Genomic DNA, 25,266 nt, shown 5'->3' on the forward strand with positions numbered 1-25,266 from the left:
GGTGAGAAAATTATTTAAGAGTAAAAAGACTATATTATCATTAATTGTTGGATCTTCTTTAGTAATATCAACATCATTTATAGGAATTTTGACTATAACAAATAGCTATAATAATAATTTTTCTCACTATGTTTTTGATGGTAAAACATTTAATACAAAAGAGGAATTAAATGAGTATATTGATAATAATATTAATTATACTTCAAAAGAAACTGCGAATATAATTCTCTAAGTATACATAATGTTAAAAAAACATAAAATGTATACAAGGAGAATTTTTTATATGGCAAATGTTAGAGGTAATAAAACAAATATGTTAAGTATCAAACAAAAGCAATAATTAGTAAATAGACACTATAATGAAAATAGAACTTTTAGAGAGCTTTTAATTGAATATGGTGTATATTATTCAACACCAAGAAATTTTTGTATAAATTATAAAATATATGGAGCTGAATGTTTAATTTCAAAAACAGGAAAGCACAACAAGCACTCTAGTATTAGACCAAATTCTTTAGATCCAAAAGATAAGGAACTAGCAATTCTTAAAAAAAAGATTAAATGATTAGAAATGGAAAATGAAATTATAAAAAAGTTTAATGAAATGAGAGAAAAAAAAGAAAAAATAAATTATATTTATAAAATTATAGAAGAATTTAAATACAAATATAGTATTTCAGATTTATGTAAGCTTTTAAAAATTACTAGATTAAGTTATTATAGGTGAGTTAGCAATGGTAAAAAGAATTATCTTATAAAAATAGAAATTGATATGGCAAAATAAATAAAGCTTTTATTTTTTACATATAAATGTATTTAAGGTAGTCCTAGAATAACAGCATGTTTAAAAAGTAAGGGAATAAAGATTAGTCAAAATAAAGTAGCAAGAATAATGAGAATATATAAGATGGATTCAGTAATTAGAGTTAAAAAGATGATTAGAAAACCTAAGGAAAAGAAAAGTATTACTCATGGACCCAATATTGTTAGTAGAAAATGAGAAATTTATAAGAAGAATGAATGGTGACTGACATTACTTATTTACTATTAAATAATAAATTTGCTTATCTTTGCATTTTAAAAGATGTTAAGACAGGATTTATAGTTGGTTATAAATAGTTTAAAATAAATGATATAAAAATTTACAGATATACTCTTATTAATTCAAAAAAATATAGAAATGACATCAGCAAATCGCTTATAATTCATTCTGATAACGGTTCTCAATATACATCATTTTTTTGCAAAAAACTATTCAAAAAAGAGTAATATAATTATTTCTTTATCAAGGCTTGGAAATTCAATAGATAATGTAATGTGCGAAATATTCTTTTCTTCATTAAAAGAGGAAGGAAAGAGTTAAAAGTAAACTCTTTTGAAAAAATGGAAAGCTCTATTAGTAAACATATTCACTTCTATAATTATGAAAGAATACGAGTTAAATCTTCTAACCCTCCATCTTATGAATACTTTAATAATTGAATCAAAATAGAAGTAATTGCATTTAATGCAATTACTTTATAAAAAAGCATTTTGTGTAGTTGACAAAGTATATTCAAATTAATTTCGGTGGCTCTTTTTTTATGGTAATTAACAGTAGTTATTAAATATAATCTCCATTTATTTATTATAAAAGTTGGGAAGTGCTTATTAATATTTAAGTTATAATATTTTATTTTTACAAAAATATTTTTGTAAAAATAAAATATTTTTAAATTATTTATATTTATATAATATAATATTTTTGAAAAGGAAAAGGAAAAAAATGAGAAAATTATTAGTAATTTTAGGAGCTGTAACTTTAGTGGCATCTTCATCTTCTAGTGTAATAGCATGTAATAATCCAGCACCAGAACCAGTTATTAAACAGGATTTAACAGATGAATTATTGAAAGAATTTGTCAATGAAATTGGTGAAATTAATTATAAAGGGCCTTTTATATTTGAAGAAGGATATGAAATAAATAATAAAATAATCGGTACGCAATCAATTATAGGACATTTAGCTTTAGAACAGTTTTATGATTTAATTAATGAGAAGTTTAATTATAAAGGTTACTCTTTTATTCATGGTAAATCTAGAATAATAAGTAAGGAAATGAATAAAATAAGTAATAATGTTAAATATAGCTTTGAAACAGTTTTTCGATATAGAAGTAATAGTAAATTTAATGATGAGTATAATGGAGGAATTAAGTTTAAGTTTAATTTCACTCAAACAGAACAGTATAATAATAAGCAATATTTGGATGTATGATTTAATTCAATAATTAATCAAGAACTCTATAAAAATAATAAAGGTATGACAACTACTCGTTTTGAAAAAACAAATATATTTAATATTCTATCTCTAAAAGTAACTACTAGTGAATTAAATGATATTAATAACAAGGAATTAAAACTTGATAAGATTACAAAAGAACTTGAAAATAGCATTAAAACGGATGAAGGCACAAGAGAAAAGTCAGTACTAGATTTTGTTAATATTAATGTATTAGATTTTGAATTACTAGATGAGTATAATGAGTATAAAAATAAATATAGTCTAGATTTATTAATCTCAATGAAGGATAATCAAAATGTATTTTTGAAAACTCAAATAAATACATTATTAAATAAAGTAATATAAGGTGAGAAAATTATTTAAGAGTAAAAAGACTATATTATCATTAATTGCTGGATCTTCTTTAGTAATATCAACATCATTTATAGGAATTTTGACTATAACAAATAGCTATAATAATAATTTTTCTCACTATGTTTTTGATGGTAAAACATTTAATACAAAAGAGGAATTAAATGAGTATATTGATAATAATATTAATTATACTTCAAAAGAAACGGCACAAGATTTTTATTTATATGATTCCAAGCCTTATGCTGTTGATAGTTTATATGATATAACAAAGGATTTAGAAAAAAAATACTCGATTAAAGAGTATAAAACTTATAAAAATATTAATAGTAATATAATTGATACTTCTAATCAATTATCTGATAATGTTATAACAAATGAAAATGAAAAATTAATAGAAATTTATAAGGGAAGCGATAATAGAACTTATACAAGTAAAAATGAAGCTATTGATACATTTCAAGATATTAAAAAACAATATATGATTAATAATTTGAACGGACAAGAGAATATAGAATTCTCTAATCAAAATGATGCAATTGCCTATTATGAAAGTGTTATAAGAAAGCAAATTGAATCTGGAGAACAAACAGATAAGTATAATATATCTGGTTTAGACATGACAAAAGAACAAGTTTTACAATGAATTGGTCAAACATCTGATACTAGATATGAGCATAATGGATTTTATTGATCACCTAGTGATATACCTAATATATCAAATTTGAATCTAACAAATTTAGATAAAGAAAAAATTCAACCATTTAAACCAATTAAAAATGCTTATTGATTAAATTTTGATTCAAATGGTCTATCAGGAACATTCTCAGGACCTCAATATATTGAGTCTAATTTAAGTACTTCTCAATTTATGACTCAATTATATACTGGTTGAAATAGAGTTGAAACAAAAGGAATGAATGCTTTATTGGCACCATTGATGGGTATTTCTTCTTTTATTAAAGCTTCTGCTAATTTAACAGAAAGAAAAGTCAATCATGAATGGGATTTGGAAGACTTATTTGTAACTAATGTCAAACAAAATGTAAAAACCCTCAATGAATTATTTAAAAATATTTATAAATTTGATATGTTTGATTCTGAATCTTTCAAATATAAATTAATTAAAAATAATTTATCATCTGTTCATGAATTACCTGTTTTTGAAAAAAACTTAGTTTTTTTCAAAAACTTATATCTTTTCATAATTACAAGAAATAATAACGATTTAGAACAAGAAGTATTAGATTTAATTAATTTTTTAAAACAAACTTTAAGAGAGCTAATTGAATCAACTACTACTATTGTTGATAATGAATTCTTAGATAGTCTATTTATTGAAGAAACATTAGAAACAACAAGAAAAGAAAATATATTAAACTTTTCAGATATAATAGACTTATTTTTAAATCCCTCAAAATTCCAATATACTTCTCCAAGTAAACTAGTTGGTATGGATGGATTATTAATGGCTTTAAATGATGTTGGAGATATTATCTTTGGAGATTTTGATAAAATTAATGAACTTAAAAAGAATATTTCTAAAACAAGTGAAGAAATTAAAAAACTAAGTTTAGATAATGCATTGTATCAATTTGAAAAAACAAAATTTAGTTCTGCAAAAGAAAAAAAACAATATCAAGATGAATTAATAAAAAAATATGATCTTGCAAAAGTAGATTCAAAAACAGGAGAAGTTAAATTTAAAAAAAATGATAATAAACCTATATCACCTATGAAGGGTTTTGACAAAGCTTTAGCTGGTTTTAATGTGGCAAAAGCAGTTTGAGATATAGGAAATATAGTATCATTCTTGTCATATAGAACATATGAAAATGATTTAGGAAATGGACAGGTATTAAAATATCAAGTAATAGGTTTTAAAATACCACTTCTTGGAATTGAAATAGATAATGATGATTTTAAGAAAAATATTAATCAAGTTCCATTAATTCAAACTGATTCAGCATTTATGCCAGAGCCAGATAAAACAACAAACCCAAATGAAGATGGTTATTATATTGTTTATGGAAGTTTATTCACTGGAATAGCAAAAGCAGAGGAGTATTTAAAAAATTATATAGTTTCAAATCCTTTAAGATTTAGTGATACAAACATGTTATATATAAATGTAATGTCTCAGCAAGAAGAATTTGAAGTGAAAATTGATAATAGCAGTGATAATGAAAATGAAATGGAATATCAATTTATTACACAGTTTGAAGAATTTAAATTAAAAATATTTGATAAATATTTTGCTTCGAAGTCTGTTAAACAATATAGTGATGGTTTTGGTAATTTCTTTCAAAATAAAGCTGATGCATTAAACAGTATGAGTCAAAATATAACTAATAAGAAATTTCTTACTAAATATAAAATAACTAATTCTGGAATGAATTATTATTATGATACTTTGAACCAAGCTTGAGAACAGCAAAAAAAATTTTTAGAAAATAAAATAGAAAGCAAAACAATATTAAATTCTGATTTAATTAAAACAACATATTATAATGAATTAGAAGAATACAATGGGATAAATTATTCAATATTTAAAGTATATTTTAAAGGTAAAAATCGCTATTTTGCTACTTATAATGATGCATTGTACTATATTTTTAATAATTCAGACATAAAAAGAAAAACAGATACTTCAGTCTATTATGAAATAAGTTTTAGAGGAATGTTATTTACAAGTGAAGCTGTCTTTTATCAATGAGTTTCAAAAAATACAAAAGAAGTAAAGGGGTAGGTGATTAAAATGATTGGTTTAAAAGCAGTATTAGCTTTCTCAAGCTTAAATATGGTTGCAACTCCTTTAACAGTGGTTGGTTATAGTACCACTTTAAATTCAATAGAAAATTCTATTGAATTTGAAAATCTTTATAATAGTATTAAAGACAATGCAAAACCTGTTGATCAAATTGAAAAATGATCTATTGATGGATTAGATTTTTATAGCGAAGATGAACTTTATTTATATTTAACTGAAATGGAAAATATTAAGGAATTACAAACTAGTTCTAATCCAAATAAAATTATTAAAGATGCAGGAAATGGAATACTAGATGAAACAAAAATTTATGATCTAGAACAAGAAAACTTTCAAAGAATTTATAGAGATGCTTTTGGTAATGTTTCTATAAATAAGGAAGCTGCTTTAAGTACTTACGTAAATGGAGGCTCTGTTACCCATAAGTATAGCTATGATAACTTAAATTGATTTGATTCTCCAGAAGAGGCCAAAAATGATTATGTTTATCAAGGGGGATTACATAAATCTTTATACTACTATATAAATGGACGCTATTATAATGTATTTAATAAAGAAGATGAAAGTGCTTTAAAGAATATTTTAAAAGAAGGCTATAGAGTTTCTGCAAGTGAAATTACAGGACAAAATGTTTTATATGGAACTAAAAAAACAATACAAGATACAATTGAAGCAACTTTAAGAACTCCTTGAACAAAATCAAAAAACTCTTTAGGTGAAAATGATTTAAATTATGAAAACTTTATTGATCTTGATGTTGAAAAGTGATTTAGATTTACTACAACAAAAGGAATTGATTTTAAAATTCATTATAATGATGGAAGTGAATCTATTACTTCATCTGTAGGACAAAATATTAAGTTTGATGATTCATCAATCACTAGAGAAATTTTAATAAGCCAAAAAAATTGAAGAGAAGTAAATGAACAAAATAAAAATAGAAGATATCATTATTATTTTGAAAACTCAGGTATTGATAAAAAAGTAAATAAAAAATTCTCAAAAATAGAATATTATCCAGCAAAGAAAGGTAAAAAAAATACTCCTGCAAAAGTAAATTTTAGTCTTCAATCAGTTGAAGAACTTGGGCAAACAAATGTGAAACTATTTGCAGATTTTAATAATAAAAACCTACTTTCAGACATCAAATTAACTAGAATTGTTTCAAATTATCAGGATTTATCAACTCAGGAAGTGAATGATTTATATAAAATTTGATATAATGATTTTAAAATAAAAAAATTATTTAAAGACATACCAGATGAAATAACTAGTGAAACTAATATTAGTGATGTTAATAGACCAATGAATAAGTATAATGTAGCAAAAGACTATTTATATGACGTAAATGGTCAACAAGGAGAAAAATATTCATATTATGAAAGTCAATATAATTATCATAAAAAAAATAAGCATGATATTTTAAATGGAGAAACTAGAATAGAAAATAATGAAGTAGTTTATAAAATTAGAGATGATTTTTGAGCTACAAAAGAGCAAGTGGAAAACTATACTTTCCTATATGGAGATATGGATGTTAGATTAATGTATACACATATTGATCAACAAGATATTTCTTCACAAGATGGACTAGTTTTATCATCAACAGAGGCGGAAGCAAGAAGAAAAATGTTTGAGTATGAATCAGCAATTCTTTTAAATAGATATTTTGCATATGATGTTTTTGGAAACTTTGAATCTTCTGCAGAATCAGGTGATGAAGCAATAAAAGCAATGAGAAAAAAAGTAAATTTAACAAGTAAATTTATTAATAAAAAAGAAATAGACTCATGAAATGGTCAACCAAGGTCATATAGTGAAATTGTTCAAGATGGTGTTTATACAATTTATGGTATAAGCTCAATAAATTCTGTTGGAGGAAAAATTTACTTTTATAGTTATCTAAAAGCTCTTGAAGCTGTTATGGAAGGTATTTCACACTCTACACAATATTCAAATGAGTTAATTAATATATATATGTACACAAATATTGATAAAGATGGTAATAGTAAAGTTTATACTTTTAGAAATGATTATGAACTTAAGAAAATTGTAGAAGAAATTCTTCAATAGATGAAAACTATTAAAAAAAATAAATATGATAATCAAAAAGTAATAAGGTCATCTATTATAATTTTAATTAGCACTATTTGAATATTTTCCTTAATATTTTTAGGGAATATTATTAATAATATTAATATTCCTTTAGTAATTTTATTTATAATGTTATTAATTTTAGGTAGTATTTTAAAGTATATTAACATTTCCAAGAATAGCTTAAATGAAATCAGGAATTATTATGTAATAGAAATTACTTTGCTGATATTCTCAGCATATTTAATGATTAGTAACTATACTATATATTCATTTTGAAATATTATTTTTAGTGTAGTTCACCCATCATTTATTGTTGGCTTTTGTTTTATTGCTTCTTTTACAATAGGGTTATTTCTTCCAAATAAATTTGCTAGATTGGTATTAATACCTTTAATATTTATTTATCCGATTCAGTTTTTAAACATATCTTCAAAATGAATGATTTATGGTTCATTAGTATCTTCAATATGTTTAATTGAAATAATCTATGGTGTTTTAAATAATTTAAATGAACAAAGACATAGAATTGAAGAGTTAAACTCAACAATAATGGTAATTTTATTAAAAATAATATTACCTATATTAGTAATTTCTATTTTACTATTCTTTTTTCTAGGACATGAAAAACTAGCATCTTTTTCAAATGTTATATATATTAAAAAATGGAAAGTAGTCATTTTATTACTTCCATTATTGATTTTTATTATATTATTAATCATTTCAATTAATCTAAAAATATCAACTTTAATATTTTTAATTGGTAATGTGATAACTACTTTAAGTCTAAAGGATTTCTCAAATTCTACAGATTATAATAATTTTGACTTTTTATTTACTAGTCTTAATATGGATTTCTCTTCTAACTTTGAACTATTAATTATTATCTTATTGCATGCTATTACTGGAGGAATGCTTATATCTTCTATTAATTATGCGTATACAGAATGAAAAATCTATAATATTAATTTTAAGGTTTTAAAAGATATTGATACTAATATTAATAAGTTTAAAAAAAATAATAGCTATGCTATTAAATTCTTTATTCTAAAGAGTTCATTTTTAGAAGCGTTTTATTTGTCTGAAAATAGAATTAATTTAGCTCCTTTTTTAAATGTAACAAAAGGTTTCGAACAGGAATTATTATATAAGCATTTAATAAGTATAAATTTAAAAAACTCAATAATGTTTTTATTACCTTTTAATACATTTTTAACGTCTATTTTTATTGTATATGGTTTTCAAAATGAGAATAATTGAAAAATAATATCAAATTATTACTCTGGTTGTTTAACTTTATATATTAATATTTTATTTAGTCTAGTTTTAATATTTTGAGATAAACTACAATTAAAATATTTAGGTAAATGATTTTATAAAAAACAAAATCTACCTATAAAAAATAAAAAAACTCATAAATCTAATAAATTTGGTAAAAAGGCAAAATAATTTAAATTTTAGAATATTTATAATACTATATTTTTATAACCAAAGAGATAAAATTGTAGCATTCTTGTCTAAAATTTGCTATTATTATTTTGTCTTATTTTGCCCACGTAGCTCAGTAGGATAGAGCATGCGCCTTCTAAGCGTAGGGTCAGAAGTTCGAATCTTCTCGTGGGCGCCAATTTAAAAAAATACATGCCAGCTTTTGCTAGCATTTTTTTTATTTTTTTGTAAAATAAGTGTGTTGAGGTTTAGAGGTAATAATATATGGAATTCAAATATAAATCAAAAATATCAGAAGTAAAAAAATATGACACAATTGCAAAAGTTTATTTAAGTTATTATGTTGATCCAGTTAATAATGAAATTAACAAGTTAGAAATAAATGAGCACGAATTATTATCTTTTAATGATCATCCAACCTCAATTATAAAGAAAAATTGAGATTATAATTTTGAAGGATTTAATGAAATTAAAAAGTATAGTCCAAAGTTTGTAAATAATTTTACAAATAAAGCTTATCAAAAGCAAAAATTAATTAATGAAATTAAGTTTAAAATTAATTATCAATTTATGTCGCTTAATTTAAATAATATAGAAAAGTATGAAAAATATAGTGTTAAAAAAGCTGAATTTATAAAAGTTGATACTAAAGAACAATTAGACAATTTTGTAAAGATAGTTGGAACAATATTTTCAGATGAAGTAACAGACTCTAAAAAATTTTTTGGAATTTTTGAAGAGTATCAAAAGGTAAGCGAACTTTACATTATAAAATATGATGGTCAATATGTAGGAACAGGTCATTTAACTCACTTTGATGAAAATATAACTGTTATTGATGATATTGCAATATTAGAAGTTGCAAGAGGAAAAGGTCTTGCTACTTTTTTAATGAAGTCATTAATAAATAGATGCTTAGAAAAGGGCCAAAAGGAAGCATGCCTGTTTGGTAGTAAAATGGCTTTTAATATTTATAAAAAATTAGGTTTTACAGAAGAAAATTTCTGATTAGAACAATTTAAGTTAGTTTACTAACAAAAGAATATAGGTGATTTTATTAAAAAATTTAGTATACAGTTAGTTTTTATATGTTTTTTATTTTTTATGTATTATTTTTATAGCGCTTGAGTTAATAATTTAAAGGATAAAGGTGAAGGAGAATTGATGTTTCAATTATTTGATCCTTTTAAATTAATTCTTTTAGGTACAATTTTTACAATTATTTATGGAGCAATTAAAAGTCTATTATTTTCAAGATTTGTAAATCTTAAAACTTATAGAAAAAATTTGAGAGATAATATTCTTTTTCAGTTTGAAAATACTATTATTTATATTGATAATTTAAAAAAAATTATTGCAGCAAATGATTTAAATGGAGCTAAAAAAGCTTTAAAGGATTTTAAATCTATTAGTTATATCCCAAATTATTTATCAGATTTTATTGATAAATTAGCAAATAACTTATTATTAGAAAAGGATATAAAAGTATTTTCAGAGGCAATAGAAGTAATTTCAAACAATGTTAAAGAGACTTTTAATATGGAAAGAGAAAGAACTCTTAAAAATCAAAGGGGATTACAGGAATTAAAAATGTCAGAAGCTTATTATACAAATACAAGTTGAGATTCAATTAAGTATAATTTAGCTCTAAATAATTTAGATAATAGTCATGCAAGTAGATGAAAAATATCTAGTTTATATATTTCTAAATTTAAAAATTCTTTATTTATGGCATTTTTATTAAATATGACTATTTTTGTAATTGCAGGAGTTATAATGTCTTTAAATAGTATTAAAATAAACAATTACTTTTTTGCTGGTTTTGCATTAGCAATGTTAATAGTTGCTATGATTCATTACAATATCTCAATTATTGTTTCTTCAAAAAAATTCAATATTAAAATATATTGGTTGCATCTACTAGTTTATTATGTAATTATTTCAATAATATTTGCAAATATTATACTTAATGTTATTTTCTTTCCAGATGTATCAACAAATAGTGGTTCAGAAGAACCAGTTTGATATAATTCAGAGCTTCTTAATTTATTAAAAAGTATTTTATATATTGTATTTTCAACAATGTTATTAACATATGTATTCGGTGGTCTTTTAGAACTTTTAGAACAATCTAAATTCAATATTATAAATTCAATTGAAACATTTATAGTACCATTGGTAATATTCATTGCTACTTTAGTAATAAATATATTATCAATATCTAAAGATCAAAATACATATTATATTATTAATTTTACTATTCTTATAATGTTTTGAATATTTATAGGTTTATGAAATAAATTTTTTGCAAGATAGTATTTTAAAATGTTTTTATATTTCTAAATTCTAATATTATATAAAATTTAAAATATTATATGTTATATTAATTTTAGTATTATGTTATATGAAAAGAAATATACACGCTAAAATTTGCTATAAATGCAAGATACGAATTTCAGATGGAGATGTCTATGAACATTTTGAAGAAGAGGACATATTCTCAAATAGAGTAATATTTTATGCTCATAATAAGTGCTTAAAATAAGTTTGTTAAGTAATTTAACTTGACAAACTTATTTTTTAGTTTAATATTAATAATGTTCTTAAATAGAAAAAAGGAGGAAAAAAATGGTTAAATTAAGATTAAAAAGAGCTGGTAAAAAAAGAGCTGCATTTTATAGAATTGTAGCTTCAGATGCCCGTGTTAAACGTGATGGAGAATACATCGAATTAATTGGTACATACAATCCAATTAATGGAGAAGTAAGTCTTAAAAAAGAAATAGCTTTAAAATGACTTCAGCAAGGTGCTCAACCAACTGAGACTGTAAGAAACATTCTTTCAAAAGAAGGAGTTATGACTGATTTACACAATGCTAAATTGGAAAGTAAAAAAAGTCAACCAAAAACTACTAAAAAAGTTGCAAAACCAAAAGTCACAACTGCGTCTAAAACTACAAAGGCACCAACTAAAAAAGTTACTGAAGCAAAAGAAAATAATTCAGATAAATAGTGATGCAAGATGTTTTTAAGACATTTGAAGGAATTTTAAAAGACATTATTCCAAAAGACATATTATATGTTTTAAAGCAAAAATACGAAACTAATAAAACTTATGAATTTATTCTTGTAATTGAAGAAAAGAATAAAGATTTTTTTAAAAATAAAAAAAATGAAGGTTTTATAGAAACAATTACTAATTTATGTAATTCTGAGGTATCTATTTTTTCTAAGAAAATTATTATAGATTTAGAGGTTTTAGAACTACATGTTTAATAATTTACAAAAAATAGGAAAAATTGTTGCAACTCATGGTTTAAAAGGTGAAGTAAAATTTAAGTTGGAAAGTAATTTAATTCTTGTTAAAGATATAAAAAATGAGCAATTCTTTTTAGAAAGTAGTTCTAAAAACTTAGATGTTTTTGAAGTTGAAAAATCTTACTTTTTAAATAAAAAACACATAATTGCTTTAGAAAATATTAAAGATATTGAAAGTGCTCAAAAATTAATTAATAGTTTGGTTTATGTAAAAAAAGAATCTGAAATTGTAGAAGAGGAATTTAGTTATATTGGATTTGAATGTTTTTATCAAAAAAATTCTTATGGAAAAGTTATTGATGAAATGTTTAATGGTGCACATGACTTGATAAAAGTTGAAATAGACAATAAGCAAATATGGGTTCCTTGCGTTGAATTCTATTTGGAAAAAATAGATATTGAAAGTAAGAAAATATATGTGAAGCAAATTGAGGTTTTATTATAATGAAATTTTCAATTATAACTTTATTTCCCAACTTAATTAATTCTTATATATCAGAGTCAATAATTAAAAGAGCAATCGAAAAAAATAGCATTGATGTTGAAATTATTGATCTTAGAAATCACACAACCCTTAAACATAATCAAGTTGATGATTATCAATTGGGTGGTGGAAAAGGAATGGTTTTAATGGCAGAACCAGTTGTCAATGCGATTGAAAGTTGTAAAAAGGAAAATAGTTTAGTAGTTTTAACAAGTCCTCAAGGTCAAACTTGAAATCAAAATTTAGCAAGACAGTATTCTTTAAAATATGAGCATATAATATTATTATGTGGTCATTATGAAGGTTTTGATGAAAGAATTCTAGATTATGTTGATTTAGAATTATCTATTGGCGATTATGTTTTAACTGGTGGTGAAATAGCAAGTATAGTTATTTTAGATTCTATAACCAGATTATTAGATGGTGTAATTGCAAAAGATTCACATATAAATGATAGTTTTGAAAATAATTTATTAGATCATCCAGTCTATACAAAGCCAATTGATTTTAGAGGTAAAAAAGCTCCAGAAGTTTTAACAAGTGGACATCATGCAAATGTTGAAAAATATCGTCAAGAAGGTAGATTAAGAAATACTTTTAATAAAAGACCAGATCTTTTAGAAAAAAGTGAATTAAGCAAATTAGATTTAGAATTTATAGAAAAATTAAAAAAAATGAAAGGAGATAAATAATTATGAATATGTTAACAAAAAACACAAAAGCATTAATTGATGAACAATTGAATACTAATCTTCCAAATTTTACATCAGGAGATACTATCAAAGTTAATGTAAAAATTAAAGAGGGAGAAAAATTCCGTATCCAAGCATTTGAAGGTGTAGTTATTAAAACCCAAGGAAGTGGAATTTCTTATTCAGTTTGTGTAAGAAAAAACTCAAATGGAGTTTTTGTTGAAAGAACTTTCCCAGTTCATTCACCAATTATTGAAAATATTGAAATAATTAAACGTGGACGTGTAAGAAGAGCTAGAATTTACTATATTAGAAAATTAACTGGAAAAGCTGCACGTATTAAAGAAGTTATTAATAATAAAGCAAAAGATGCTTCAGCAGTTAAAAAAGCAGTTAAAAAATAATTATTTAATTTGAAATCTTTCATATATTTGAAAGATTTTTTTGTTTCTATTTATTTAATTCTTAAAAAAGGTAAAATATTAAATATTAAGAGGTACTTTTTTATGAAAAATTATTATGAAGAAATAATGCAAAAAATTAGTGGAGCAATGGCTAAAAATGATTATGATCATGCTTTTAAAATTGTTTGTGAGGAATTAAATGCTCCATATGTACCTCATGATTTTGAAAAGCAATTGGAACAAATGCAAAAAAAAATAATGGAAAAGCTTAATTTTAATGAAAAAAATTTTATAAATTGAACAACAGATAAAGTTGTTGATATCATGTCAAAAAAACTAGATCAAGAATCTCATTTAATGGCTTTTGACGCATTGAGGGGATTAAATGCTAGATTAATTCTAGAGGAAATTAAAGTTTATTTACTAGATAGTGAGATAAAAGCAGAATATAAAACATTCTTAATTATGGTTTTAATTGAACAATTAATAGATCAAGAAATATTTATTGAAAAAAATGGTTCTACTATATCTATAAATCCTTCAAAATTTAATTTAAGAGAAGCACAAGAAATTTTAAAAGATATTGAATTAAAAATAGAGCAAACTATTTATGATTCAAATCCAAGTTTATTTACAATTTGTCAACACATTGCAAACGCATATTTTTATAATGCTTTTCCAATTTTAAATTTTGATAACTTTACATTAAATGATTTAGCAATGGCAATTATTATGAAGGCTTGTGATTCATTAGGAATTAGTTTAGAAGAGGGTTTAGAATTAAAAATAGATTTTAATAAGGAAAATACAATGTTATTATTAAGTGAGTTAAATAATATCATTTAAAGAAAAGAGGTAAAAATTATGATAAAAACAACTTTCACAGAAGAGGATTTTGTAAAATTCAATGACCCAAAAAATGTAATGATGCAATTATTTGGAGTTACTTGTTCAGTTTGTGGTATTGATGAAATAGATTTTATAGATGAAAAAGCACCAAAAACATTTGGGCAAATTGCAAAGGAAATATTGGATGAAAACCCTGAAATTGACGATGATGAGTTAAATGACATGATAGAGCCTCAAATTGAAGCATGGCAAGAGTTAGATGATTATAATGCTTCAATTGGTATGCCAACATTTTTATGTCATAATTGTTATATTCAATTGATCAATGGTGAAATATCAATATCAATGAATAGTGATAGTTTAGAATAGTATATAAAAGAGGAGAACTTAGTTCATGAAATTTGTAGATTTAGCGCATTTTAATATTAAATCAGGTAAAGGTGGCGATGGAGCTGTTTCTTTTCGTCATGAACTATATGTAGCAAATGGAGGACCCAATGGTGGTGATGGTGGTAAAGGTGGTGATATTATTTTCATAGCAGATGAAGGTAAATCATCATTATTAGACTTAAAATTACAAAAATTTTACAGTGCAGAAGATGGTTTTAAAGGCGATATTAAAAATATGCATGGTAAAAATGGTAAGGATACTTATATCAAAGTTCCTGTAGGAACAATTATTTATAATAATGATACAAATGAATTATTATTTGATTTTATTAGTGATGGACAACAAGAAGTTTTGGCTCAAGGTGGTAAAGGTGGCAGAGGAAATGCAAGATTTGCAAACTCAAGAAATAAAGCTCCAACAATTTTTGAAGCAGGAGACCCAGGACAAGAAGTAAATATTAAAGCAGAATTAAAAGTATTAGCAGATGTTGGATTTGTTGGTCTTCCAAATGCTGGAAAATCTACTTTATTAAGAGCTATTTCAAACTCTAAACCTCAGATTGCAGATTATCCTTTTACAACCTTAAATCCACAATTAGGAGTAAGTAGAGATAAAAGTGGAAGAACTTTTACTGTTGCAGATTTGCCAGGATTAATTGAGGGAGCTAGTTTAGGGAAGGGATTAGGTCATGAATTTTTAAGACACATTGAAAGATGTAAAATAATTTGTCATGTTATTGATATGTCAGGAAATTATGCAACAGAAGATGTTGTAAAAAATTATGAATTGATTAGAAAAGAACTTATTGAATATAATTTTAATTTAGAAAAAAGAGTTGAAATTATTGTAGCTAATAAAATTGATATTGATGAAGCTAAAATAAATCTTTTATACTTTAAGGAAAAATATAAAGATAAAAAAATTATTGAAGTTTCTGGATTGACTAAAATTAATATTGATCAATTATTATTAGAAATAGGTTCTACTTTAGAAATAGTAAAAGATATTCCTTTATGAGAAATAAAAGATGAAAATCCTCAAGATTATAAAGTTTATAACTTTGAATCTGACTTAAAAGATATTCAAGTCAAAAATCTTGGAAATGGTAGATGAAGAATTGAAGGTGAGGATGTTTATAAAGCGTATCAAAAAACTCCAATCTCAACTTATGATAATTTACTACTGTTTAATGAAAAACTTAAACATTTAGGTGTTTATAATATCTTAAGAGAAAAAGGAGCCCAACGTGGTGATGTAGTTAAAGTTTTTGATATAGAATTGGAGTGAATGGATTAGTATGCAATTAAAAGAATATTTAGATTATTTAGTAAATTGATTACAACAAGAAGTTAAAAAAGCAAATCAAAAAGGTGTTATTGTAGGAATTAGTGGTGGTATTGATTCAGCTGTTGTTGCAGCTCTTGCAAAAAAAGCATTTCCAGATGATTATATGACTGTTTGAATGCCATGTAAATCAAGTGAGTTAGATGAAAAATGCAAATTAGAATTAATTAATAAGCTTAATTTAAAAAATGTATCAGTTGATTTATCTAAAACATTTGAGGTTCTATCAGATTCATTAAATAAATCTGGAATTGAGCAATCAAAAATAGCTCTTGCAAATTCTAAAGCAAGATTAAGAATGACAACGCTTTATTCAATGGCTCAAACTCATAATTATTTAGTTTTGGGAACTGATAATGCTGATGAATGACATATTGGTTATTTTACAAAGTTTGGTGATGGAGGAGTGGATTTATTACCAATTGTTCATCTTTTAAAAAGAGAAGTTAGAGAAGCTGCAAAAATTTTAGGTGTGCCTGAATCAATTATAAATAGAGCTCCAACTGCAAGTTTATGAGAAGATCAAACAGATGAAACTGAAATAGGCTTTAGTTATGATTTAATCGATGATTATATTATTGGTAAATCAGTGGATATTCAAGTAAAAGAAAGAGTTGAATATTTGCATAAAATCTCTGAGCATAAAAGAAAAGCTGCTCCAGTTCCAAAAAATATTAGATAGTACTTTAAAGTTTTAGACTTTGAAGTTTTTTTTATTTAAAAAAATAACACTTATTTAATTTTTTTTTTGATAAAATGAATTTGAAAGGAGAAGTAAATAATGAATATAATAAAAAAGTATAATGTGGTGAATAATAAATAGATTTATTTAAATTTTTAAATTGAGATTATTTTATGTATTTAATTCTAAAAAGTTTGAATTTAGTTTATACATATTAAATTTTGTTTTATATTAAGTAACTAGTATTTAAAAACTTTAGTAAGAATAATAGGTGGGAAAATGCATATTAATTTTGATTTTTTTAAAGAGCATATTAAAAATGCAAAGTCATGAATAGTATTAATTTCACTGACTTTAATATATTTTTTAATTTTTAATATAGCCTTTTTTACATATAAATCAAATTTATTGTATAATTCAAAAAACTCAGCTGATGAAAATAAATTAATCCTTATAAATGTTTTAGTTTATTATGTTGATTGATTTATTTATTTTTGCATAATTCCCTTTATATCATTTGTACTTATAAATTATTTAAAAAAAATAAAAATTCTTAACTATTTTTTTCAAAGAGATGCATATAGAAATTTATATATTTTTAGATATATTTGTCTATGATTATTGAGTAGTTTTATTATTTTATTAATTGTAACTTCTTCTATTAACTCAATATTTATTTTATTTCACTTTTGAATAATAGGATTTAATAATATCGGTTTTGTTTTTAAAGTATTTCTTATAAAAGAACTACTATTAATATTGTATATTCCATTTTGTTTTTTAATTATTTCAGGAGTAATAATAATTTCAAATAAACTATCGAGTATAGTTTTTAGTTCTTTATTTGTAATTTTGTCTTTAATGAATATTTTACATTTAACAATTGTTCAAAAAAATATTTCAGATAGAAGAGTTTCTTATGAAATAGTAGATGAAGTTTCAAAAAAAAGGGAAAAACTAAATTTTTCCTTTGAAGATATTAATTTAATTGCTGCAGCTTTAAATAATCCTATTCATAATATAAATTTTAAAAATTTAAATATTATTAATTATAAAAATGAAGTTATTTTTGATGAATATACTAAATATATGCTTAATTTTTGTGAGGGTTATAATACTGAAATTGTATATGTAAATAAAGAAATATATCCAGTTTGTAATGTATATGATTATAAAATTAACAATGAATATAAAAAAAGTGACGGAATAAATTTAATTTGAAAAAATTTAATGAAATCTGAGGATTTTGAAAAAATAATGTCGAATATAACAGTTTGATTTAAAGAATCAAACAATTTTTATAGAGGTTTAGAAAAATTTAATCAAACACTAAAAAATAATTATTTATGAGATGATCAAAAAATTAATGAACTAAAATTTTTGGTCTTTCAACTGGACTTTAAAAATGGCAAACTTATATTAAAAATTAATAACGCAAGCGATTTTCAAATAGGTCTTATTAACAATTTTTATAAAGATATATTTTATTTTTATCTTATAAATTATATTAGTAATCCCTTAGAAATTGATGAAATAACTGAAAGAAGTTATATCGAGGTTTTTCAAAGTTTTTTATACTTTAAAGAATATGAAATGGATTACTGATTAAATGTCATAAATTCTTTTTTATGAAAGGATATTAAAAACATAGATATTGAAGATAATGAACTTAGATATATTTATAAAGATTTTAAAAGATATGGATTTAATTATTTTTTTAAGACAAATATTGAGCCTTCAATTTACTTTAATATTATTAATACAATAGGCATTGATAAGGAAATAGCTTATGAATATAATCTAAGTTTTAAAAAAATAAGAACGTATAAGTTGCTAGATATTTCTAGTTATAATTCAACTATTTTTAAAAGTATAATTAATATTAATCAATATCAAAAAACATTATTTAAAAATATTCAAAATAATAGATTAATGATAAGTGAATTAACTCAATATAATAATATTAAATTTAATATCAAGAGCAATTCAGCAACTATTAATGAAATTGCAAAAAATAATAGTTCAATTATTATTATTTTCATATTAATAGTATTTATGTTAAATATTTCAATAATATTTTTTATTGAATTTATTTCATACATAAAATTTAGAATCATTAATAATCAATTTAGCATTCAAAAATTTTTAAAAGATATTTTTAAATACATTAAAAAATAATAGAGAGGGTGAGAAGTATTAAAAAGGTACTAACAATATTAGGTACACTATCTATTGGAGCAAGTTCTGCATCAATGGTAGTAGCATGTAGTCGTAACATTGATGAAAATGGTGATTGAAAAAATCCTAACAATAATTTATATTATCAATTATTTGGAGAAAAATTTGACTCAAAAATGGAGGCTATCGACTATTTTTTATATAATAAAGAAAGTGGAGTAAAGTCTCAAAAATATCAAGATGTTTATAATCAATTAATTCTTGGTGAAAATAAATTTGAAACTTTTGAAGAGGTTTTTGATTATATTGAAAACTCTTATGAAATAAAAGAAACAAAAACAAATAAAAATGTAGATGATTATGTAATGGATTCGCTAGGACAACTATATCCTGAGGTTTTAGCTGATTCAAATGATGAAACAATAGTTTATAAAGATGCAAATGGTAAAGCTATTTCTGAATCTAATGAACAAATTGCAAAAGAAGCAGTTGAAAAAAGTTATCTTGATAAAATAGAAAAAGTATACTATTCAAATGGTAAGGAATATGAAAATAAATCTGATTTAGAAGAGGATTATTACTCAAATTTTTTAAACAATAATTCCCTTCCAAGTAAAGATCTATATAATTATGGAAATTTAGCATATACAAAAGAGGGCTTAAAACAACAAATAGAAAACTCATTAGAATTAGAATATACAACTAAAAGTGGAGATAAGTTTTTAGATAGTCAAGTTAATGATTTATCAGTTATAAATCCAACTGAAGTTGATAAGGCAAAAATTGATAAGATTTATAACTCCCCAGGGCTTTATCATCTGGAACAAATTGATGAAAAAGATGGTGTCTATACAGGTGATTCAATAATTGAATCAACTTCAGATATACAAAATATTATTTTAAATAAAAATAATTGAGAGTTAGTAAGTTCTGAAACAGGTAGTGCAAAAGAAGCCTTATTTAATTTAATAAGTTCTACAATTGTTTATTTGGTAGAACAATTAATGTTTTTAGTGACAATGAATGTCAATTCAATTGTAGATTTAGGTATTTTAGAAAATAGATTTGGAAGTTTAGAAAACTTTACTGTTAATACTATTTTTGATGGATTTAAGGCAGAAAGGGAACTATCTGACTTTAAATATTTAATAAAAAAATATGGTCTTATTGGAGAATCCAATGCAGCTGTTAATAGTTTAAAAAATATTAAAAGTATGGATTTTTCAACATTATGTTCAATTTATCTATATCAAATGAAGGAGGCTTTTAGATTTACAAATATCACACAAGAGGATAATTTAATGCTCTCTAAAATTTATTATAATTTCTTTTTAAAATTTGATACAAGAAAAGAATGAAAAGATTTTGTAGAAAAAATTGGTATTGAAGATGCAACTTATATAACAGATTTTTTAGTTAATAAAAAGGAATTTAGTAAGTTTAATAACTCAAGAAAAGATTCAAATGAAATAAAAAATATTCTTAATCATCTTGCAGATAAGAGTTTAGATTTTGCTGAGAGTAAATTTAATGATTTAGTTTCAGATATTCAAAAAAAAGTAGCCCAAAATAATGGAGTTTTTGAAAGATATGTAACAAAGGTATTGGATTTATCTGTTAAGGCACAAAAGGCTTTAATTATAACTTCAATTGTTATTGAGATTCTAGATTTTATACCTGTAAGTAGTACAAAAACTTATCAATTATTAATACCAGATACTCATCAAAGATTAGAATATCAAATGACAAATTTTATTCTTTCATCAAAAAAATTTGATCCTTCAAAAATCTTTAGAGTGACCCAATTAAAAAAACCAATTAAAAATGATATATATTTATATCAGGAAAGATACTTTCCAACTTATGATGATGCTATTATTCAATTAAAAAGAGATATTATTAATGAGACTTTAATAAGTGGAAAAAAAGTTTATTTCTCTTCTAAAGACAAAAACTATAAAAATGAAAATAAGGATGATCTTGTAAATATTTTATTAGAGGAATATTTAATTAGTGGAAAAATTGGCGAAAGATATACAGATTTTTTCGGGGGCAGATTTGATAATGAACAAATGGCTCTTCAAAGCATGCTAGAAAAATTGGAAAAAGAAGAATATCAAATTTTCTATAAATATTCATTTGAACAAAACGAATATAGATACTTTACAAATTTTGAAGAAGCAAAGGAATATGTATTATCAACATTTACTTATACAAGTAAAAAGGTTTTATTTTCAGAATTAGTACAAGGTAAAAATAATTATGATGAGTTGTATAATTTAGATTTTGAAGAGACAACTATTTATTATTTTGATTTTTATGGAATAAAATACTATTTTAAAGACAAAACTAATTTAATGTATTACATTATGAAATTATTAAATTTTAGAAATAATTTAATTGAGATTGAAGTTGAACAATTTTGACTAAATGATAAATTTTTCTCAAATAGAGCTGAATATATAGATTACTTATATTCAAACATTAAAGAAATTGATAATTCAAATACAAGGGGGATAAATTAATGAAAGCAAAGTTTCTACTATCTATGGCAGCTCTTTTTTCAACTACTGCTCCATTATTAACAAACAGTTTTGAACAAAATACAAGAAAGAGTTTTAATGAAAAGGCTGAATTGCAAATTAGTGAAATTGAAAAGGATTTAAAACTTAATTCTAAAATAATAGGTTCTGAAGTACTTTATAACTACCAAGGAGAGCAATATAGGGATAAGAACTCTATACTTTCTCAAGAATTTCTAAAAAACCCAATTTTACAAGAGACAACGTCTTCAAATCCAAATAAAATTATTAAAAACTATTCAACAAATGAACTTGATCCAGAAAGACTATATGGAGTCAATTCTAATGACTTTGTAAAAGTATATAAAAATGCACTAGGAAAAGTAACTCTTCCAAGTTGTTTACCTGGTCAAAATTCAGGATGTTATCAAGACCCAATTAATAAGGAAACAAAATCAGCTCAAGAAAGAGCTTTAGATAGTTATGTAAATAAGGGATTAATAAGACCAAAGTATTCTTATGATTCTCTTAAGTGATTTGACTCAGAATTTGAGGCAAAAAAAGCATTTCAAAAAAATAATGCAACAATTAAGCAATCATTATTTTATTTTCATAATGGTATTTATTATAATGCTTTTAACAAAAAGGATATGATAGATCTTCAATCAAAAATGCATAAAGGATACTACTATGATGCATTTAAAACAAAATATGATGCAGATGGCTTAATGTATGAAGAAAAAAATGGTCCATTAAAAAATACTATGAATCAAAGTCCTTTGGAAGATTCTTTCAGATATAAGGAAGACTATTTTAATAATTATTTTTATGATAATTTCTGGTCTTATTTTTCTAGTAATATAGATAATATTATTTCAAATCAATTTAAGTATAAAATTACTCTAACTGCTCCAAGTGGTCAGTGATTTGAACTAATTCAAAATACTCTTAAAGGAATAGACATTAAAGTATTAAACTCAGGAAAAAAATTAGAAATTAATGTTAGTGATGAAGGAAGAGATCAAATAGTACTTACAGAATTTATGAATAGTTTAAATACTAGAGGAAGTTGAAGTGAGCATTTGGAGTCTGATTATTGTAATTGAGTTAAAAATAATAGAAGGCAATGACATGATTTTAATTATTATGACTCATTAGAAGGTAAGAATTATCTTATGCTTAGACTTGACACAAATAATGATCGATGTGGACAAATAGGGTTTAATGATACAAATCCAGAAAAAATAATAGTTGATGAAAGTGAAATAAGTCAAAAAAATTATGAAATTAATTTTTTAAGTAATCCATTTATTAATAAACTAAATAATGTTTTTAATATTAAAAGCAATTTATTTGATGTAGAAGAACTTCTTAGGATTTTAACTAAAGAAGGAGAATATGAAGATGAAGAAGATCTTTTAAAAAATCTGGCAAACTTCACTGAATTTGCCAGATTTAATGAAACTCAGAAAAAGATAATATTGAGTCTTATTTACGATGAGCTTCTAAAAAATTTATATAATACAGATATAAAAAACTCTCCAATACATGATGATTGATTATATGGAAAAACCTTAGATAATAAAAAAACAAAGTATCAATTTTCTTTCCATGAAAGTCAGTTATTTTTTCAAAGTGAAATATTAAAGAATGTACAAAATAAAAATAGCAAGAATGTGACTTTGGATATTGGAGATATAGAATTTACTACAACTTTTGAAAATTGAAAGAATAATTTTTATTATTTAGACAATGATAAAAATAATAATGGAATAAGAATTAAAAGAATGTATTATGTTGACAATAACGATAAAAAAGATATATCTGATTTTTCAGATCAATTAAATGAGAATATAGCATCAAATCCTAATGCGGCAAAAGAGATAATGTTTCAAAATTCATTACAAATTTTAAGAAAGGCTTATGAAATTTATGATATAAATGGAAAAGTCTACTTTTCAAGAAAAAATGAAGAAGAGGTCATTATAGAATTACAAAAACAAATAGAATTGAGTTATAAGTATATTCATAAAAATGAGTCAGTTAATTTAAAAGATCAAGAAAAAGATTGAGAAAATATTATTAGTGATGGTAAATATACTGTCTTTAAATTTAAACTTAATACTGGGAAATGAGTTTATTATAAGGATTATCAAAGTGCCTTGGAGTTATATAAAAATCAATTATCAATTATCAATTCAATATCTGAAGAGTTTATTATTTATAAAATGTATTCAACCATTATAAATAATAAATTAGTAACTTATGAGTGAAATTCTAAAATAAATACTAGAAATCTAGCAGAAAATATTTATAATGATATTATAAGAAATGGAGAAAATTAAAATGAAAAAATTATTAGCAGTACTTGGTTCAATAACATTGGTAACTTCAAGTTCATTTACAGTGGTATCTTGTTTTGGAGGAAAAACTGATCCAGAAGAAGAGAAAACTAACTGATCAGATGAAGAAATTTTAGAAAGATTTGGTTCATTGGAAATTAATGAATTAGAAAATGGTGACTTAGAGTTATCATCAAAAGAAGATCACTTTAAAATTTGATCAGGTTCAAGTAATGGAAATAAATATGAAAGAATCGTTAAAAAAGATGATGTAGAAAATAATAATGTTAATTTTTTATATGATAGTTTACTTCCAACGGATGCAAGTTTAGAAAAACCTTTTGGTATGGAATTGATGTCAGGGTTTTATGTAGGTAAAAGTGAAGATGAAATAAAAAAAGCTTTTTTACCTGGTCATAATAAAATTGTTTTGGAATTTGGTTCAGAAATGACAAATGATAATCATTGAAATATAAAAAAGAAAAATGCGTTCTCAATATTTTTGGGATCAGAGATTAGACCAATATCAAGTAATACATTTTCATGTACTAGATTATGAAAAAATATACTAAAAGTGAAAACAAATCAAGGAGAAGATATTTATATTGGTTTAATTTCATTATATGTAGATTATTTTGTGGGGTATGTAACAAATAATTTAAGCACTTGAATGAAAGAATTTTTTGAAGAATACAATAGTCAACTAAATTCTCCAGATTTGGAAATTGAAGAAGTGGTAAATGAAAAAGATAAGATTATTGCAAATAGCAAAAATCAGCATTTAAATTTAAAATTATATAATGCTAATTTTAAATTTGATGACGAAATTGAGTATACTATCGAGGGAGAAATTCAAAAAGGAAAAATCTCATATGAACTTGGATCATTTATTTATAAAAAAATTAAAACTCATTATAAAGAGTTTAACTATAAATACGAAAATTCAATTTATAAGGATTTTATATTTGGTAAAACTTATGACTTTGATGATCCAATAGAAGATAAGAAAAATCATTTTAATACAGGTTTTGAAATATGAGGACCAGATAAAAAAAGATGAGATTATAACAGTATAATATATACAAAAATAGATATTTTATAGTTAATTCAATA

General features: G+C 23.3%; 22 protein-coding genes and 1 tRNA gene. All 23 read left to right on the plus strand.

The window, feature by feature from the left end; translation table 4 throughout:
- The first annotated feature begins 1 nt into the window (after window position 1).
- Entirely contained in the window at window positions 2-232 is a 231-nt protein-coding gene (locus tag AACL15_RS01630; protein WP_339034682.1) for a hypothetical protein, read from the plus strand.
- 339 nt (window positions 233-571) lie between these two features.
- Window positions 572-784, plus strand: a complete 213-nt coding sequence (locus AACL15_RS01635; RefSeq protein WP_339034684.1) for a hypothetical protein — start codon at window positions 572-574, stop codon at window positions 782-784.
- A gap of 48 nt (window positions 785-832) precedes the next feature.
- Window positions 833-1,051, plus strand: coding sequence for a hypothetical protein (locus AACL15_RS01640; RefSeq protein WP_339035084.1), 219 nt, complete (start codon window positions 833-835; stop codon window positions 1,049-1,051).
- A 714-nt stretch (window positions 1,052-1,765) separates the two neighbouring features.
- Window positions 1,766-2,629, plus strand: a complete 864-nt coding sequence (locus AACL15_RS01645) for a lipoprotein (protein WP_339034686.1) — start codon at window positions 1,766-1,768, stop codon at window positions 2,627-2,629.
- 1 nt (window position 2,630) lies between these two features.
- Window positions 2,631-5,384, plus strand: coding sequence for a hypothetical protein (locus AACL15_RS01650; RefSeq protein WP_339034688.1), 2,754 nt, complete (start codon window positions 2,631-2,633; stop codon window positions 5,382-5,384).
- 9 nt (window positions 5,385-5,393) lie between these two features.
- Window positions 5,394-7,478, plus strand: coding sequence for a hypothetical protein (locus AACL15_RS01655; protein ID WP_339034689.1), 2,085 nt, complete (start codon window positions 5,394-5,396; stop codon window positions 7,476-7,478).
- Entirely contained in the window at window positions 7,479-8,948 is a 1,470-nt protein-coding gene (locus AACL15_RS01660) for a hypothetical protein (RefSeq protein WP_339034690.1), read from the plus strand.
- Between the two features lie 101 nt (window positions 8,949-9,049).
- Window positions 9,050-9,126 (plus strand) — tRNA-Arg (locus tag AACL15_RS01665).
- Window positions 9,127-9,212: 86 nt separating this feature from the next.
- Window positions 9,213-9,983 carry a GNAT family N-acetyltransferase gene (locus tag AACL15_RS01670; protein ID WP_339034691.1) on the plus strand — a complete coding sequence of 257 codons (771 nt, stop codon included), beginning with the start codon at window positions 9,213-9,215 and terminating at the stop codon, window positions 9,981-9,983.
- A 129-nt stretch (window positions 9,984-10,112) separates the two neighbouring features.
- On the plus strand, window positions 10,113-11,264 hold the full coding sequence (locus AACL15_RS01675) for a hypothetical protein (RefSeq protein WP_339034693.1): 1,152 nt from the start codon (window positions 10,113-10,115) through the stop codon (window positions 11,262-11,264).
- 312 nt (window positions 11,265-11,576) lie between these two features.
- Window positions 11,577-11,960, plus strand: coding sequence for a 30S ribosomal protein S16 (gene rpsP, locus AACL15_RS01680; RefSeq protein ID WP_339034695.1), 384 nt, complete (start codon window positions 11,577-11,579; stop codon window positions 11,958-11,960).
- A gap of 2 nt (window positions 11,961-11,962) precedes the next feature.
- On the plus strand, window positions 11,963-12,223 hold the full coding sequence (locus tag AACL15_RS01685; protein WP_339034697.1) for a hypothetical protein: 261 nt from the start codon (window positions 11,963-11,965) through the stop codon (window positions 12,221-12,223).
- On the plus strand, window positions 12,216-12,710 hold the full coding sequence (gene rimM / locus AACL15_RS01690; RefSeq protein ID WP_339034699.1) for a ribosome maturation factor RimM: 495 nt from the start codon (window positions 12,216-12,218) through the stop codon (window positions 12,708-12,710). Before AACL15_RS01685 ends, rimM begins: the two co-directional genes overlap by 8 nt.
- Window positions 12,710-13,441 carry a tRNA (guanosine(37)-N1)-methyltransferase TrmD gene (trmD, locus tag AACL15_RS01695; protein WP_339034701.1) on the plus strand — a complete coding sequence of 244 codons (732 nt, stop codon included), beginning with the start codon at window positions 12,710-12,712 and terminating at the stop codon, window positions 13,439-13,441. The genes rimM and trmD overlap by 1 nt, the downstream gene beginning before the upstream one ends.
- Window positions 13,441-13,845 carry a 50S ribosomal protein L19 gene (gene rplS / locus AACL15_RS01700; protein ID WP_422398407.1) on the plus strand — a complete coding sequence of 135 codons (405 nt, stop codon included), beginning with the start codon at window positions 13,441-13,443 and terminating at the stop codon, window positions 13,843-13,845. Before trmD ends, rplS begins: the two co-directional genes overlap by 1 nt.
- Before the next feature lie 102 nt (window positions 13,846-13,947).
- Window positions 13,948-14,691, plus strand: coding sequence for a DUF3196 family protein (locus AACL15_RS01705; protein ID WP_339034705.1), 744 nt, complete (start codon window positions 13,948-13,950; stop codon window positions 14,689-14,691).
- A gap of 18 nt (window positions 14,692-14,709) precedes the next feature.
- Window positions 14,710-15,063 carry a hypothetical protein gene (locus AACL15_RS01710; RefSeq protein WP_339034707.1) on the plus strand — a complete coding sequence of 118 codons (354 nt, stop codon included), beginning with the start codon at window positions 14,710-14,712 and terminating at the stop codon, window positions 15,061-15,063.
- Window positions 15,064-15,088: 25 nt separating this feature from the next.
- Window positions 15,089-16,381, plus strand: a complete 1,293-nt coding sequence (gene obgE, locus AACL15_RS01715; protein WP_339034709.1) for a GTPase ObgE — start codon at window positions 15,089-15,091, stop codon at window positions 16,379-16,381.
- 1 nt (window position 16,382) lies between these two features.
- Entirely contained in the window at window positions 16,383-17,111 is a 729-nt protein-coding gene (gene nadE / locus AACL15_RS01720; RefSeq protein ID WP_339034711.1) for an NAD(+) synthase, read from the plus strand.
- A gap of 279 nt (window positions 17,112-17,390) precedes the next feature.
- A complete protein-coding gene (locus AACL15_RS01725; protein WP_339034713.1) occupies window positions 17,391-19,289 on the plus strand; it encodes a hypothetical protein in 1,899 nt (632 codons plus the stop codon).
- Between the two features lie 8 nt (window positions 19,290-19,297).
- Complete coding sequence (locus tag AACL15_RS01730; protein ID WP_339034715.1) at window positions 19,298-21,814, plus strand: hypothetical protein; 2,517 nt, start codon at window positions 19,298-19,300, stop codon at window positions 21,812-21,814.
- The gene (locus AACL15_RS01735) at window positions 21,814-24,156 is read left to right on the plus strand and encodes a hypothetical protein (RefSeq protein ID WP_339034717.1); all 2,343 of its coding nucleotides are present in this window, start codon (window positions 21,814-21,816) and stop codon (window positions 24,154-24,156) included. Before AACL15_RS01730 ends, AACL15_RS01735 begins: the two co-directional genes overlap by 1 nt.
- Before the next feature lies 1 nt (window position 24,157).
- The gene (locus AACL15_RS01740; RefSeq protein WP_339034718.1) at window positions 24,158-25,255 is read left to right on the plus strand and encodes a lipoprotein; all 1,098 of its coding nucleotides are present in this window, start codon (window positions 24,158-24,160) and stop codon (window positions 25,253-25,255) included.
- Window positions 25,256-25,266 lie beyond the last annotated feature (11 nt).

It is taken from the genome of Spiroplasma endosymbiont of Cantharis rufa, from assembly GCF_964019665.1.
GTDB lineage: Bacteria > Bacillota_I > Bacilli_A > Mycoplasmatales > Mycoplasmataceae > Spiroplasma_A.